This window comes from Streptomyces sp. WMMC940 (assembly GCF_027460265.1).
Lineage (GTDB): Bacteria > Actinomycetota > Actinomycetes > Streptomycetales > Streptomycetaceae > Streptomyces.
On record NZ_JAPZBC010000001.1, the window covers coordinates 86,956 to 101,518 of the forward strand.

Consider the following 14,563-nt stretch of genomic DNA (forward strand, 5'->3'; position numbering starts at 1 on the left):
CTCCTGGGGGTCGCTGGGGTGGTTACTTCACGCCGAGGCCGGCGTCGGAGACCTCGGGCCTGCCCTCGGCCTTCAGGATCTTGTTGAGGACGCTCAGGTCGTAGATGCCGTCGAGGTCCGCCTTCGGGAGCAGCTTCGACTCGACCGCCCACTCGGACTGGGTCTTCAGGGTCTCGGCCAGCGGGTCGTCGGTGATCCGGATCGACGGCCACGCCGGGTCGAGGACCTCGGCGGGCAGCGGCTTGCCGGACAGCTTCTCCAGCGCCTTGTTCGCGGACGCCTTGGCCTCGTCCGGGTTGGCGTTGATCCACGCGTTGGTCCTCACCGTGCCGCGCAGCACCGCCTCGACCGCGTCCGGGTGCTCCTTGAGGAACTTCTGGGACACGATGATGTTGGTGATGACGAACTTCCTCTCGGGCCAGATGCTCGTCTCGTCGAGGAGGACCTTGCCGCCCAGGGTGACCAGTTTGGAGGCGGTCGGCTCGGGCACCCAGGCGCCGTCGATGGAGCCGGACGTGAAGGCGTCGGGGGTGACCTTGTTGTCGGAGCGGACCACGGACACGTCGCCCTTGCCGGACTCGGTGTCGACCTTCCAGCCCTTCTCGTTGATCCAGTTGATCAGCGCGACGTCCTGGGTGTTGCCCTTCTGGGGCGTGGCGATCTTCTTGCCCTTGAGGTCGTCCAGCGTCTTGATCTTCTTCGGGTCGACTACGAGCTTCACACCGCCGGAGGCCGAACCGCCGATGATGCGCAGGTTCTGGCCGTTCGACTTGGTGAAGCCGTTGATGGACGGCGAGGGGCCGATGAAGCCGATGTCGATGCTGCCCGCGTTGAGGGCCTCGATCCCGGAGGGGCCGGCGTTGAAGGTGCTGGTCTTCAGCGCGGTGCCGCCCAGCTCCTTCTGGATGTGGCCGGCCTGGACGCCGATCAGGGCGGTGGCGTGGGTGAGGTTCGGGAAGTAGCCGAGCCTCACCTCGCCCACGGAGAGCTTCCTGCCGCCGGCGGCGGGAGCGACCTCGTCGTCCTTCTCGGCCTCGGCACCGTAACCGCAGGCGGTGAGCACCACGGCGAACAACGGCAGAACAGCCGCCGCGGAGAGACGGCGACGAAACGTGGTGCGAGTCCGCGGGCGCGGACGGCACCGTCGGGGGAAGCCAGCGTGCGGTGCGGCACCCGTGGCACTGTCGGTCATCAGAAGTCCCAGCCCTCGTCGTCGGGTTGGGGGTTCGGGGCGGTCGGGGCGGCGAACGCGTCGCCGGCCATGCCGGCCGCGAGGGTGGTGCCGTCTGCGGGGTCGATCAGCAGGAAGGAGCCGGTGCGGCGGGAGTGCGCGTAGGAGTCCATGGCCAGCGGCTCGGCGGTGCGGACCCGCACCCGGCCGATGTCGTTGGCCACCAGTTCCCCGGGCTCGGGGTGCTGGGACAGGTCGGCCAGGGTGAGGCGGGAGGGGATCTCCTTGACGATCGCCTTCACCGTGCGGGTGGTGTGCTTCAGCAGCACCCGCTGCCCCACGGTGAGCGGCTGGTCCGCGACATGGCAGACCGTCGCCTCCACGTCCTGGCTGGTGGCCGGGGCGTCGTCGCTGGGCACGATGATGTCGCCGCGGGAGATGTCGATGTCGTCCGCGAGGAGCAGCGTCGCCGACTGCGGCGTCCACGCCGCCTCCACCGGCACACCCAGCAGATCGATCCCGGCGATCAGTGACTGCCGACCGGACGGCAGGACGGTCACCCGCTCGCCTACCCAGAAGGTCCCCGCCGCGATCTGCCCCGCGTAGCCCCGGTAGTCCGGGTGCTCCTCCGTCTGCGGCCGGATCACGTACTGCACCGGAAAACGCGCAGGAGACAAGGAGTCACCCACTCCGGGTGCCGGACCGCTTCGGGCCTCCGGGACGGTCTCCAGGTGCTCCAGCACCGTCGGGCCGCCGTACCAGTCCATCCGCGCGGACGGCTCCACCACGTTGTCCCCGGCCAGCGCGGAGATCGGGACGGCCGTGATCTCGGGGACGCCCAGCTCGGTGGCGTACGCCGTGAACTCCTCGGCGATCGCGGCGAAGACACTCTCCGCGTAACCGACGAGGTCCATCTTGTTCACCGCGAGGACCACGTGCGGCACCCGCAGCAGGGCCGCGATCGCCGCGTGCCGGCGGGTCTGCTCGACCACCCCGTTGCGGGCGTCGACCAGGACGACCGTCAGCTCGGCGGTCGACGCGCCCGTCACCATGTTCCGGGTGTACTGCACATGCCCGGGGGTGTCCGCGAGGATGAACCGCCGCCGCGCGGTGGCGAAGTACCGGTACGCCACATCGATGGTGATGCCCTGCTCCCGCTCGGCCCGCAGGCCGTCGGTCAGCAGCGCCAGGTCCGGCGCCTCCTGGCCCCGGCTGCGCGAGGCGTGCTCCACGGCCTCCAGCTGGTCCGCCAGGACCGACTTCGAGTCGTGCAGCAGCCGCCCCACCAGGGTCGACTTGCCGTCGTCCACGGAACCCGCGGTCGCGAAGCGCAGCAGCGTCGTCTGCTCCGACAGCCCGGCGAGTTGCTCGGTGGTGCTCGTCATCTCTAGAAGTACCCTTCGCGCTTGCGGTCTTCCATCGCCGCCTCGGACAGCTTGTCGTCCGCGCGGGTCGCCCCCCGCTCGGTCAGCCGGGACGCCGCGATCTCCGCGATCACCGCCTCCAGGGTGGTGGCATCCGAGTCCACCGCCCCCGTGCAGGACATGTCCCCGACCGTGCGGTAGCGCACCAGGCGCCTCTCCGGCGTCTCCGACTCCTTCGGGCCGCCCCACTCGCCCGCGGTCAGCCACATCCCGGACCGCCGGAACACCTCCCGCTCATGGGCGAAGTAGATCTCCGGCAGCTCGATACGCTCCCGCCGGATGTACTGCCACACATCCAGCTCGGTCCAGTTCGACAACGGGAAGACCCGCACATGCTCACCCGGCGCGTGCCGGCCGTTGTAGAGCTGCCACAGCTCCGGGCGCTGCCGGCGCGGGTCCCACTGGGAGAACTCGTCCCGCAGCGAGAACACCCGCTCCTTGGCCCGCGCCTTCTCCTCGTCCCGCCGCCCGCCGCCGAACACCGCGTCGAAACGGTGCTCCTGGATGGCCTCCGTCAGCGGCACCGTCTGCAGCGGGTTGCGTGTCCCGTCGGGGCGCTCCCGCAGCTTGCCCGCGTCGATGTACTCCTGCACCGAGGCGACGCGCAGCCGCAGCCCGTGCCGCTCGACCGTCCGGTCCCGGTACGCGATGACCTCCGGGAAGTTGTGCCCGGTGTCCACGTGCAGCAGGGAGAACGGCACCGCCGCCGGCGCGAACGCCTTCAGCGCCAGGTGCAGCATCACGATCGAGTCCTTGCCGCCGGAGAACAGGATCACCGGCCGCTCGAACTCACCCGCCACCTCGCGGAAGATGTGCACCGCCTCGGACTCCAGAGCGTCCAGATGCGACAGCGCGTACGAACCGTCCGCACCCTGTCGTGTCGTCCCCACGGTGGTGGTCGTGGTGGTGGTCACAGCAAACCCCTCTCGGCCAGCAGCACACGGACCGCCTCGGCGGACTCGGCCACGCTCTGGTTCTGGGACTCGATCCGCAGATCGGGCGCCTTCGGCGCCTCATAAGGATCATCGACACCGGTCAGGCCGCTGATCTCACCGGCCGCCTGCTTGGCGTACAGGCCCTTCACATCACGCACCGCACACACCTCGACCGGAGTCGCGACATGCACCTCCACATAAGCGGTCCCCTCCCGCTGATGCCGCTTGCGCACCGCCTCCCGGCTGTCCGCGTACGGCGCGATCACCGGGGCCAGCACCAAAACACCGTGCGAGGCGAGGAGTTCGGCGACGAAACCGATCCGCCTTACATTGGTGTGCCGGTCCTCACGGCTGAAACCCAGACCCGCGGACAGGTACTCACGGATCTCGTCACCGTCGAGCAACTGGACCCGACGCCCCTCCGCCTCCAGCCGCGCCGCCAGCTCGCGGGCGATCGTGGTCTTGCCAGCACTCGGCAGACCCGTGAGCCAGATCGTGGCTCCGGTCACCTTCAGCTCGCAGGCAGGGCCGTGGCCAGGGAGTTGGCCGCCTGGAGCCCGAGGTTGAGCCCGGCAGCAGCCGGGTCATCGGCCCACGGCTGTACCCGGGCCGTCGCGGTGAGGCGCCGCAACGCGGCGGCCGAGCTGCTCCGGGGCGCTAACCGTCCTGCCCGCCACGCCTCCCGGAAGGCGATGCCCGCACCCTTGCTGTTGCGGTGGGCGACGCGCAGCGCGGGCACGAAGAAGACATGGCGTCCCGACCGCGACAGACGCTCGACGAGCCCGTTGTCGCTCGCGGTGACGACATCGGGGAAGCCTCCCGCCTCCAGGAAGACATCGGTCCAGACCGCCGAATTGCCTCCGGCGAAGAACGTCACGACGCTGTTCGGCGCGTGCTGCGCGTAGCGCACTTCGTACCGGTACTGGCGGGCTCGCGCCACCACACCGCTGTCGAAGGGCAGCACCCGGCCGGTCACGGCGGCGCGGTCGTCGGCCAGTGCGGAGCCCAGCACGTGGAACCAGTCGGGCAGCGGACGGGCGTCGTCGTCGAGGAAAGCGAGGACGTTCCCGGTCGCCGACTCCGCCGCCCTGTTCCGGCTCGCGGCGGCGCCCTTCCGCCGGTCGTTCCGCAGCACCCGTACGGGGACCCGGTGGTCCGCCCTCAAGCGCAGTGGTGTGTCCGACGCGTCGTCCACGAGCAGGACCTCGTGGACGAGCCCGGTGTCACCGGCCTCGATCGCGGCCAGCAGATGCCGGACGTCGTCGGGACGGTTCCGGGTGGCGATCACCACGGACACCCGCTTGGGGCGCGGTCGCCCCGGGGCAGCCGCCGGTGCCGGAACCGTTCCGGTGCGCTGTGCCGTCGTCACTTCGCTGCTCCTTGCCTCGCTGCTTGCGGATGGCTGTCTGTCGCACGTGTCACGCGGCGGCACCCCCGGAGGAGACGCCCCCGGCGGCCGTGAACGGGTCGAGGACCTCGTCCACCTCGTCCAGCAGGTGCGCCAGCGTCACGTCGGGCGCCCGGGCGGTGGCGTCCTCGGCCGGGGCGGTGCGGATGACAATGCGGGCGGCGGCCTCGCGGGCCAGCCGCACTGCGGTGGCGGTGTCCTCGGCGCGAGCCATCACATAGCCGCAGCGATCCTCGGACCAGCGCAGGTCGTGCACGGTGTCGCCCAATTCCACCTGCACGTCGACGTCGATCACACCAGGCGCCGCGGCGGCCTCGGCGGTTCCCGTCACCGAGGTGACCACGCCGGGTTCGGCGACGAGGAACCGGATGGCGGCCGCACCGTCGGCGGCCGGGACCGACGGCAGGGGGTTCCCGCCCTCGGCGAGGCGGTAGCAGGTCTCCTCCAGGTCGACGCCGTGGACGAGGCGGACGAGTTCATTGATACGGTCCCCGCCGCGACGGCTGTGGGACTCGACGACCCGTGGCCCGTCGGCCGTGAGGATCAGCTCGGTGTGGGCGGGCCCGTCCACGAAACCGACCGCGTCGAGGAGCTCCCGGACGGTGTCGCACACGGCGCCGTGGGCGCGCTTCGACAGCGCGGCGGGAACGACGTGCCCGACCTCGACCACCCCGCCCCCGGTCTCCTTGCCGGTGACGGCGACGATCTCGTGGCGGCCGGCGACAGAGAAGGTCTCCACGCTCAGTTCCTCGCCGACCAGGAGCTGTTCGACCATGAACTCGTCCAGGCCGAAGCGTTCACGCCAGGCCCACGCCTCATCGGTCTGGTCCGGGGAGGTGATCAGGCGGACGCCGAGGCTGCCGGAGCCCATGGTCGGTTTCAGGACAGCCCCGCCGTGCATCTGCACGAAGTCCCGCAGCTCCACCAGGGAGGGACGGACCAGGACCGGGACGGCCCCCGTGCCACACTCGTTGAGGAGCGCGCGCAGGGCGGGCTTGTCGTGCATCAGGCGGGTGGTGCGGGCGCCGTTACCCGGGGTGCCGAGCACGTCGGTGAGATGCCCCGCCACCGCCTGGGCGGCCTCGGCCTGGGTGAACACCCGCACGAAGGGCTGCCGTTCGTGCAGCGCGCGCACCAGGGCGGTGACGAGAGACACGTCCTGGTAGTCCACGAGCAGGAGCTGTGTGCAGTGCTCGACCACGGCGGGATCGAACGCGGACGGCTTCTGGACGTGTACGACCTCGAAGCCGAGTGCGGCAGCCTTCCGGACAATGCCGGACTTGCCGCCGATGACGAGGACACGGGGTGCGGACACGGAGGTCACCTCTGCGGGATGGTCGTGAGTACGGATTCCGGTGCGGAGGAGGCAGCTCGGGCCGCCTCCTGGAGTTCCTGCCACACCGCTGCGGTGTCCGCGGGGAGGCTGTCCTCGGAGGAGGCGGCAGGAGAGCGGGGCGTAAGCCCCGCCAGATAGGGGCGGAGGGCCAGGCCGACGAAGTCCGAAAGGCGGTCGGTGGCCTCTCCGCGGCACAGCGCCCGGTAGTCGATCACCAGGCGCCGGTGTTCCGGAACGGACGGCGCGAAGGCGAGCCAGTGGCGGTACCAGGCGGTCCACTTCGCCAGCGCCGAAGACTCGGTGACCGGCAGCCAGGGCCGGTCCCCCGTCCACCGGAGCATCGACCGCGCTGCCTCCAGCGGGTGGCGTACCAGGACCACGTAGCGGGCGTCCGGCAGGGCGGCGTCGAGCCAGGGCAGATGGAGGAGGTACTCGTTGTACTTGTCCCCCCAGCACGGAAGGTCCCTGGCGCTCTCGGCGAGGACGCGGCGGGCCAGGACGGCGGGGTCGTTGCCAGCCACGCCCTCGGCCACCTCTCGGGCGGCCGTTCGCAGGCTCTGCTCGACGCGGGCGCGCCAATGCTCGACGCCAGCGCCGTCCGGGGGCCGGCGAGCGAGCGCGTGCAGGATCTCGTCGGTGCGCAGGTGCCGGTCGGCGAGGTCGTCGGCGGTCAGCCAGCGGTGCAGCAGATACGGGAGCTTGCCGTTGACCGTGAAGTGGCCGCCCGCATCGTGGAAGGCGAGGTTCATGGCGTAGGCGAAGGCGGTCGTGCCGCAACGCTGCCCGCCGAGAAGGATCAAGGGTGATGTGGTCATGCGTGGGCCTTCGGGGTGGGTGTCGCACCGACGGCACGGGCCATCTCGCGCAGCGAGCTCATACAGATCGAGCTGGCCTCCAGGCCGCCCGAGGTGAACTCCTCTCCCCACGGCTCGTCGCGCTGCCGCTGGGTGAGGGTGCGTCCGATGCGCCAGTGGGTCTCCAACGAGATCCAGCCCTCGTAGCCGTCCTCCGCCAGCCGGGCGAGGATCGCGGGCCACGGCAGGTCGCCGTCGCCCAAGCGCACATAGGCGGTGCGGCCGTCGGGGTCCTTCACATGGACGTGGCGGATGCGGTCCCGGCCCAGCGCGTAGTCCTGCGGGAACGGCTCGGGGTCCCAGCCGCTGAAGACGCTGTTGCCCGGGTCCCACAGGATCCCGAGGCGGTCGTCGCCGAGTGCGTCGAGAAAGTCCAGGGTGTGGCGCATCGTGGGGCTGTTGGTCCGCATGCCCGTCTCCACCAGCAGCGGCACCCGGTCGGCGGGGACACCATCCAGGACCTCGTGGGCCGCCTTCGCCGCCCCACGGGGATCCGGGTCGCCCTCACGGTAGAAGGTGAAGACGCGGACGAAGGGGGCGCCGAGGATCTCGGCCCGCCGCACGGCGTCCACGACCAGGTCCCGCACGGCGGCGGTCTCCGCGTCGTCGCGCGGCACCCGGCACTTGAGTGCGGGAGGATCGAACCCGGCGACGCGCAGTCCCTGACTGGTCGTCATATCACGAACGACCCTGAGCTGGTCGTCAGTCATCCGGTGGGGCGGAACACCGCCGGAGGACCGGATCTCCAGCCCCCCGAAGCCGTGGCCGGCCGCCTCGGCCGCCGCGACGTGGATGTCCTGCGACACCTCGTCATTGATGACGGCGAGTTTCATGGGAGATCTCCTCTTCGGGAACTGGGTCGGCGGTGAGGCCGGTCTCGGCCGGTTCACGGTCGGGGGCGAACCATTGCCGGAGAAGGGCCGTGTCCTCCGGGAGCGAGGGGGCCCTGCTCTCCACCGTGACGGTGCGCAGGGCTCCGACGGCCGAGAGCAGCGGACGAGTGGGCATAGCGGACGGCGCGGCCAGCGGGAGATGGCGGGACGTGCTCGCCTCGCCCCGGGTGAAGCCCTTGACCTGGGCGTGCGTCGTCCACGGGGCGAGCAGGCCGGCGGCGGACAGCGGATCCGGGGCGATACGCGCGAGGCCCAGGGTGTCCAGCAGCACGGCGGTCCCGGCTTGCCGGCAGAGTTCGGCGAGTTCACCGACCGGTGCGTAGCCTTGGTGGGTCTCGACCAGGACGAGTCCGGGGTCACCCGTGCGTTCCGCCAGCGCCCCGATCTGGGCGAGTGTCAGGTCGATACGTCCGGGGGCCGTGCAGCCGTCGGCCGCGAAGACCTTCACCGGCAGTCCCTGCTCCAGCCACGGCAGCGCGGCGCAGTCGGCGGGCGGGTGGGCGGCGTCGCCGAGGACCGTGCTCACGCCGACGAAGCAGACGTCGGCGCCGGCCGCGCGCATCGCGTCGAGGCCACCGGTGTCCTCCCAGGCGTGTCCCTTCCCCGCGCGGACATCGACGACGGTTCCGCCCAACCGCAGGGTGAGGGCGGCGAGTTCGGCGGCGCCGAGGGCGGGGGCGGAGCCGGAGGAGAGCCCGATGAGCGGGGCGGGAATGCTCATCAGAGGACCATCCCTTCTGCAGCCCTCTTCGGTAGGGTTGTGACCTCTCGGTCCCAGTGGGTGCATGGCCAGTAGTGCGAGCCGTTCGACGGCCAGCATGAGTTCCGCCAGCCCCGCCGGGCCGAGGTTGTCTGATCGGCTTCAGGGACACGCCCCGCACAGGGCCGATTAATGAGCTCCCGGCAGACGACCTCACCACCGGGCAGGTGCTCTGTCGAAGTCACAGGAGTACGACCTTCGTGTTCATCGGCTGGGACTGGTCGACCGAGCCCCATGACGTGACCGTCATGGACGACGCCGGAAAGCGCATCGACCGGTGGGAACTGGCCCACACCGAGGAAGGGTTCGCCAAAACCCTGGCGAGGCTGGGAAGCGCGGCATCCCGGCAGATCTGCCCGTGATGATCGAGTCCAGCCGCGGCCTGGCCGTGGACCGGCTGCTCGCCGCCGGCCACCCGGTGGTGCCCGTGCACCCCAACGTCTTCCACGCCATGTGCCTGCGCTGGGGCGCCTCCAAGGCCAAGACCGACGCGGGCGACAGCATGAAGCTCGCCGACTACCTGCGCACCGACGGCGACCTGCTGCCCCGCCTGGAGCCCACCGAGCAGACCACCCTCGATCTCCAGGCCCTCACCCGGACCCGCGCCGGCCACGTCGAGGCCCGCGTCAGCGCCGTCAACCAGCTCGCCGCACTGCTGGATGCACACTGGCCCGGCGGCAAGGCGGTCTTCGCCAACCTCGACAGCGACATCGCGATGGCCTTCCTGGAGCGATACCCCACCCCGGCCTCCGCTGCCAAGCTCACCGCCGGCCGCCTCGAAGCCTGGTGCAAACGTCGCGGCTACTCCGGCAAGAAGCCCGGCAGCATCCAGATCGAGCGTCTGCGCGCCGCCCCGCAGGCGGCCTCCCGCATCAGCGAGGCAGCCGTCGAGCAGCTGGTCCAGGTCCAGCTGGTCCAGGGCATACGCACGACCATCCGCACGCTGGACAAGGCCATCGCGGAAGCGGTCGAAACCCACCCCTACGCGCCACTGTTCGCGACCATGCCGCGGATCGGCAAGGTCAGCCTCGGCCAGATCATCGGCGAGATCGGCCCGCTCCTGGAACGAGCCCGCACCAGCGAACAGCTCATCGCCGAGGCGGGCGTCGTTCCCGTGACCCGCGCGTCGGGCAAATCCCGCACGGTCGCCTTCCGCTTCGCGACCAACCGCAGAGCCCGCATCGCCCTGACCACCTTCGCCGACAACAGCCGACACAGCAGCGACTGGGCCGCCAAGATCTACAACGACGCCAGAGCCCGCAAGAAGCGACACCCCCCCCCCGCCATCCGCATCCTGGCCCGCGCCTGGCTGCGCGTGATGTGGGCCTGCTGGCGTGACGGCACCTGCTGCGACCCCGTGATCCACCAAGCCAACAACAAGATCGACACGGCCGCCGAGGCGCCCTTGCGGCATAGAGGTTGACTCAGGAAACTCATGCGACGGCCTCCGGTTCCCGAGCGACGGCTGTGAGGATCTCGGTGACGGCACGGGCGCCCTCCAGGTGGCACCGGAGGGGTGCGCACCCGGTGGCGACGGCTTCGGCCATCTCCTGGTAGACCATCCGGCGCAGTACGGCGGTGGGCACCCCGGGTAGTGTCCGCTCCGTGTCGCCGATCTGCGTGGTGACGAGCCCGTCTGCGACGCAGACCCCGCCGGCCGGCCCGAGGACCTGGAGCCGCTCGCTGCGTACGGCCGACTCCGCCGTGACGGTCAGCGCGAGGGTCGCCCCGCCCCGGAACACGATGTGGCCGGTGACCCGGGTGTCGATGCCGGGGGCGAACTCCCGGCTGGGCGCGAGCCGTACGGCCTCCGGGCGGCCGAGCAACTGGCAGGCGAGGTCGAGGTAGTGGACGCCGAGATGGGCAGCGATGCCGCCCAGGGCGGAGGCCGGGTCACCGCGCCAGCCGGCCCGGCGGTAGTGGGCGGGCGGGCGGAACCGCGACACCTCCAGGACACTCGTGACCGCAGGGTCGGCCCAGTTCGCCGTGAGGGCGGAGGCGGGCAGGCGCATGCGGTGCTGGAGCATCACGCCGACCGGCCGGGCGGACCGCCGCGCGGCTTCGGCGATCAGGTCGATCTCGGCGACGGAAACCGCCGGGGGCTTCTCCAGCAGCACCGCCTTGCCCGCCTCCAGGGCGTCGACGGCGAGAGCGGCCCTGCCGCCCGGCGGGAGGCACAGGGCGACCATGTCGATCTCGGGGTCGGCCAGCAGTCGCGACCAAGAGGCCGCCCGGGGCAGTCCCGCAGTGTCGACGGCGGGATCCTGTTCGAGGACCGCCACGGCATGGGCCTCGACGAGGCCCTCCATTGCCGTGGCGTGCTGGCGTCCGGCGGATCCGAAGCCGACGATGCCCACTCCCACGCTCATCGTGCGCCTCCTACGGCGGTCGCCGTGCGGTCGGCGGTCCATCCGAGGCTCTCCACCACGCGGGCGGGCACCGGTATCCCGTGTTCGCGCGCGGCCGCCTCGGCCGACTCCTCCTGCTGCTCGGGGAGATGCACGCGTGGCGCCCCCTGCGGATAGCCGTCCGCCACCGCCGCCGACAGCACCCGAAGCAGTTCGTCCACCGGCGGGTCACCGAAGGCGGAGGGCGAGAGGGCAAGGAACAACTGGGAGCAGTCCATCGCCCGATCGGGCTCTGCGCGCTGCTTGTGGACCAGGGGGCTCACGGTTCCGCCGGCCAGGATCCCGGCGAGGACCTCGGTGATCACGGCGACGCCGAGTCCCTTGTGACCGCCGAAGACGGGCACCGCGCCGCCGCGGTCCAGCTCCTCCGGGTCGGTCGTGGGCCGCCCCTGGCGGTCGACCAGCCAGGTCGGGGGAACGGGCTCCCCGCGGTGGGCGGCGTGGCGGATCTTGCCGCTGGCGACCGTGCCGGTCGCGAAGTCGACGACGAGCGGGCGCCCTTCGGCCCGGGGGACGACCATGCACACCGCGTCGTTGCCGAGCGTCGGGCGTCCCGCTCCGGGGGCGGCCACGCTCGGTCCGGAGATGTTCAGGACGAGCCCCACCACGCCGTGCCTGACGAAGTGGTCGCGGTAGGCAGCGAGCATCCCGATGTGGTTGTTGCCCCGGACGGCGACCGCCGCGATGCCGTGTTCGGTCGCCCGGCGGGCACAGTGCTCCGCCGCCGCGTCCGCCGCGACCTGGCCGAAGCCGCCCCGGGCGTCGAGGACCGCAACGACGCTGTCCCGGGAGATCCACTCGGGCTCGGCGGCCAGGTCGATCCCCCCGCGTGCCAACCGGTCGAGGTACATCGGGAGCAGCCCGACACCGTGCGAGAAGTGGCCCCGGAGGTCGGCGTCCACGAGGACGCGCGAGACCAGCGCGGCCCGCTGGGGGGCGACGCCCGCCGAGGTGAGGGAGCCCAGCACGGCGGCCGTAAGCGCCTCTGCGGAGAAGCGTTCCGCCTCGGCCGGAGGTTCGGGGCGGGTCGGTGGCTGCGGGGGGCGGTTGAGGTGGACGACCCGGTCGGCGACAGCCGCCGTCTCCGGGTCGTCCGTCACGAGCAGCACGGCGCTGCCCGCCCGGGCCGCGCCCCTGGCGGACGAGGCCACTGTGTCGCCCGCCCGGGGCTCGGGGTGGACGGCGTCGACGACGACCGCCGGCCGGGCGCCGATGCCGGGCAACCACTGTCCCGGGCGTACGACCGAGAGGCCCGCTGGGACGGCCGGCCCGACGTGCCTGCGCCGGGCGCTGCCGGACACCGCGATGGATCCGTACTGGGCGCGCCGCCGTCCGGCTAGCACCCCGACCAGCGCCTCGGCCGGCGCCCGGCCGTCGGCGAGCACAGCAACGATCTCGCCCGCGGCCACGCCGACGGTCAACCCTGCGATCAGAATGCGCTCGGCCCCTTCGGGGCCTTCCGCGACGATCAGGTCCACCACACGGAAGGCCGGCGGCCTGCCCGCTGCTTCGGTCATTGCTGGCTCCTCATGGAGTGCCGGTCGGATGTCGGTCGGCGGCACGTCCCGCCGTCGGTGCCTCGGGTCAGGACGTCTGGGGCTCCAGGAACTCCAGCCGGTTACCGAGCTTGTCAAACGCGTAGAAGCGGTCGTGGCCGGGGAAGTTGTCGTCCCATGTCACCTCGTGCCCGCCCGCCTCCAGTCGCTTGGCCAGGCTGTGCAGCGAGCGGACGAGGATGCCGGGGTGTGCCTTGCGGGCCGGGGCGAAGTCCTTCTCCACACCCAGGTGGACCTCCAGGCCGCCGCCGCGGAACCAGCAGCCGCCGCGCGCGGCGAGCACCGGGGGCTTCTGCAGTTCGGTCATCCCGAGCACATCGCCCCAGAACTGGCGGCACAGGTCCTCGGCACCCGGCGGGATGGCGAGCTGGACGTGGTGGAGCCCACCGAAGGCGTAATCGGTCTTCTCCTGGGCGGGGTTGGTGTTCTCGGCGGTCATGCCTCTTCCTTGTCTCTGGTCGTCCGACACGGTTCGCGTGTCACTGTTCGCTTGTCGCGGCCGACGGGTGTCAGCCGGAGTGCTCGGCAAGAATCTCGTGGCGCTCGGCCATACCGCTGCTGCGCACAGTGAAGGAGATCTTCCGCACACCTTCCCGAGCCCGCAGCAACGCCTCCTCCTGCGTGGCCCCCACGGCACAGACATGGGCGCCCCGTGCGAAGGACCCGGTCACTCCCTTGAGCCGCTTGCCGGGCTCACGCAGGACCTCGACGTCCACCACGCCGTTGAGCGCACGCGCCTCGTCCGTACCGGTCACCTCGACGATCTCGCCGACGGCGTCCGGGCAGGCGTACCAGATGGCCGCGGCCCCCGGCCGGTCCCCGGGGGCGCCGAGGGCGGCGCGCACGTCGTCGAGGACCTTGCGACCGACCGCCTGGCGGGCAACGACCTCGATCAGGTCGACGCCGGTCGTGCGGGCCCACAACTCCGGGATCTCGTCGCCGGCCGGGCGGAGGTGCGTCTCGACGATGTGGACGGTCTCCGGTGCGACTATCACCTCGGTGTGGGTGACGCCCTGCCGTACGCCGAGGGCCTCCAGGGCCGTCCGGACCGCGGCACCGATGCGTTCCGCGTCCTCGGTGGGCAGGGGCGCGGGGACCACATGGCCGACCTCGACGAAGTGGACGGGCTCGGAGATCTTCCGGGTGACGCCGACGACCAGGTGCTCGCCGTCCTCGCTGACGGCCTCGACGCTGTACTCCTCCCCGGTGAGGAAGGGCTCGACCATCAGCTCCGGCGAGTCCAGGTCCCCCGCGCCGGTGGCCCCCCAGGCGAGGGCCCGTTCGATGTCCGCGGGACCGTCGATGCGGGTCACGCCCTTGCTGGCGACGCCGCGGACAGGCTTGCAGATCAGCGGGTAGCCGGTCCGTTCGCCGACCTTGAGCACGCCCTCCACGTCGTGCACCACCTCGGCCACGACGTCGCCGAGCCCGGCGGAAGCGAGGCGCCGGCGCATCTCGGCCTTGTCGGCGACCGCGCGAACGGTCTCGGTGCTGTGCCAGGTCAGCCCGAGTGCGGCGCCGATCGCTGCGGTCTTCTCGGTGTCCTTCTCGGTGAAGTTGGTGAGCCGGTCGACGGGGTCCACGGCGTGCACGAAACGGGCGGCTGCCACCCACTCGTCCTCGGGTGCGTCCTCGCGCAGCACGATCAGCCGCTGGATCTTCTCACGGCTGCGCAGCCTCGGCACCACTTCCGGGCGGCAGATGACGGTGGTGCGCAGTCCCGCGGAGGCGTCGCGGGCACGGTCGGGCAGGTCGCGTCCGCCGCTGACAATCAGCAGGTGCAGGGGTTGCGAGTCGGCCATGGAGATCCTCCGTCGG

Annotated in this window: 15 protein-coding genes; 2 read left to right on the forward strand and 13 right to left on the reverse strand. The window is 71.5% G+C overall.

Annotated elements, in window-relative coordinates; all coding sequences use genetic code 11:
* Positions 1 to 22 precede the first annotated feature (22 nt).
* From O7595_RS00460 to O7595_RS00500, 9 genes are all read right to left on the reverse strand, one after another.
* A complete protein-coding gene (locus tag O7595_RS00460; RefSeq protein WP_269726730.1) occupies positions 23 to 1,075 on the reverse strand; it encodes an aliphatic sulfonate ABC transporter substrate-binding protein in 1,053 nt (350 codons plus the stop codon).
* A gap of 116 nt (positions 1,076 to 1,191) precedes the next feature.
* The gene (locus O7595_RS00465; protein ID WP_269726731.1) at positions 1,192 to 2,556 is read right to left on the reverse strand and encodes a sulfate adenylyltransferase subunit 1; all 1,365 of its coding nucleotides are present in this window, start codon (positions 2,554 to 2,556) and stop codon (positions 1,192 to 1,194) included.
* 2 nt (positions 2,557 to 2,558) lie between these two features.
* A complete protein-coding gene (cysD, locus tag O7595_RS00470; protein ID WP_443071542.1) occupies positions 2,559 to 3,509 on the reverse strand; it encodes a sulfate adenylyltransferase subunit CysD in 951 nt (316 codons plus the stop codon).
* On the reverse strand, positions 3,506 to 4,039 hold the full coding sequence (cysC, locus tag O7595_RS00475; RefSeq protein WP_269726732.1) for an adenylyl-sulfate kinase: 534 nt from the start codon (positions 4,037 to 4,039) through the stop codon (positions 3,506 to 3,508). Before cysC ends, cysD begins: the two co-directional genes overlap by 4 nt.
* A gap of 2 nt (positions 4,040 to 4,041) precedes the next feature.
* Positions 4,042 to 4,899, reverse strand: coding sequence for a glycosyltransferase family 2 protein (locus O7595_RS00480; RefSeq protein WP_269726733.1), 858 nt, complete (start codon positions 4,897 to 4,899; stop codon positions 4,042 to 4,044).
* Between the two features lie 49 nt (positions 4,900 to 4,948).
* Positions 4,949 to 6,253, reverse strand: a complete 1,305-nt coding sequence (locus O7595_RS00485; protein ID WP_269726734.1) for an ATP-grasp domain-containing protein — start codon at positions 6,251 to 6,253, stop codon at positions 4,949 to 4,951.
* A gap of 5 nt (positions 6,254 to 6,258) precedes the next feature.
* Positions 6,259 to 7,089: a sulfotransferase gene (locus tag O7595_RS00490; RefSeq protein WP_269726735.1), complete on the reverse strand. Its 831-nt coding sequence runs from the start codon at positions 7,087 to 7,089 to the stop codon at positions 6,259 to 6,261.
* Positions 7,086 to 7,961 (reverse strand): sugar phosphate isomerase/epimerase family protein, encoded by an 876-nt coding sequence (locus O7595_RS00495; protein WP_269726736.1) that lies wholly within the window; start codon positions 7,959 to 7,961, stop codon positions 7,086 to 7,088. Before O7595_RS00495 ends, O7595_RS00490 begins: the two co-directional genes overlap by 4 nt.
* On the reverse strand, positions 7,939 to 8,742 hold the full coding sequence (locus O7595_RS00500; protein ID WP_269726737.1) for a hypothetical protein: 804 nt from the start codon (positions 8,740 to 8,742) through the stop codon (positions 7,939 to 7,941). The genes O7595_RS00495 and O7595_RS00500 overlap by 23 nt, the downstream gene beginning before the upstream one ends.
* A gap of 239 nt (positions 8,743 to 8,981) precedes the next feature.
* On the opposite strand from O7595_RS00500, the gene O7595_RS00505 reads away from it, so the two are divergent.
* The gene (locus O7595_RS00505; protein ID WP_269726738.1) at positions 8,982 to 9,143 is read left to right on the forward strand and encodes an IS110 family transposase; all 162 of its coding nucleotides are present in this window, start codon (positions 8,982 to 8,984) and stop codon (positions 9,141 to 9,143) included.
* Complete coding sequence (locus O7595_RS00510) at positions 9,143 to 10,204, forward strand: IS110 family transposase (RefSeq protein ID WP_269726739.1); 1,062 nt, start codon at positions 9,143 to 9,145, stop codon at positions 10,202 to 10,204. The genes O7595_RS00505 and O7595_RS00510 overlap by 1 nt, the downstream gene beginning before the upstream one ends.
* Before the next feature lie 10 nt (positions 10,205 to 10,214).
* Here O7595_RS00510 and O7595_RS00515 read toward each other — a convergent pair whose 3' ends face one another.
* The 4 genes from O7595_RS00515 to O7595_RS00530 all read right to left on the reverse strand — a co-directional run bounded on the left by O7595_RS00515 (position 10,215) and on the right by O7595_RS00530 (position 14,547).
* Positions 10,215 to 11,150 (reverse strand): Gfo/Idh/MocA family protein, encoded by a 936-nt coding sequence (locus O7595_RS00515; RefSeq protein ID WP_269726740.1) that lies wholly within the window; start codon positions 11,148 to 11,150, stop codon positions 10,215 to 10,217.
* Positions 11,147 to 12,706: an Ldh family oxidoreductase gene (locus tag O7595_RS00520; protein ID WP_269726741.1), complete on the reverse strand. Its 1,560-nt coding sequence runs from the start codon at positions 12,704 to 12,706 to the stop codon at positions 11,147 to 11,149. Before O7595_RS00520 ends, O7595_RS00515 begins: the two co-directional genes overlap by 4 nt.
* 67 nt (positions 12,707 to 12,773) lie before the next feature.
* Positions 12,774 to 13,184 (reverse strand): glyoxalase, encoded by a 411-nt coding sequence (locus tag O7595_RS00525; RefSeq protein ID WP_269726742.1) that lies wholly within the window; start codon positions 13,182 to 13,184, stop codon positions 12,774 to 12,776.
* Between the two features lie 70 nt (positions 13,185 to 13,254).
* A complete protein-coding gene (locus O7595_RS00530) occupies positions 13,255 to 14,547 on the reverse strand; it encodes an ATP-grasp domain-containing protein (protein WP_269726743.1) in 1,293 nt (430 codons plus the stop codon).
* Positions 14,548 to 14,563 lie beyond the last annotated feature (16 nt).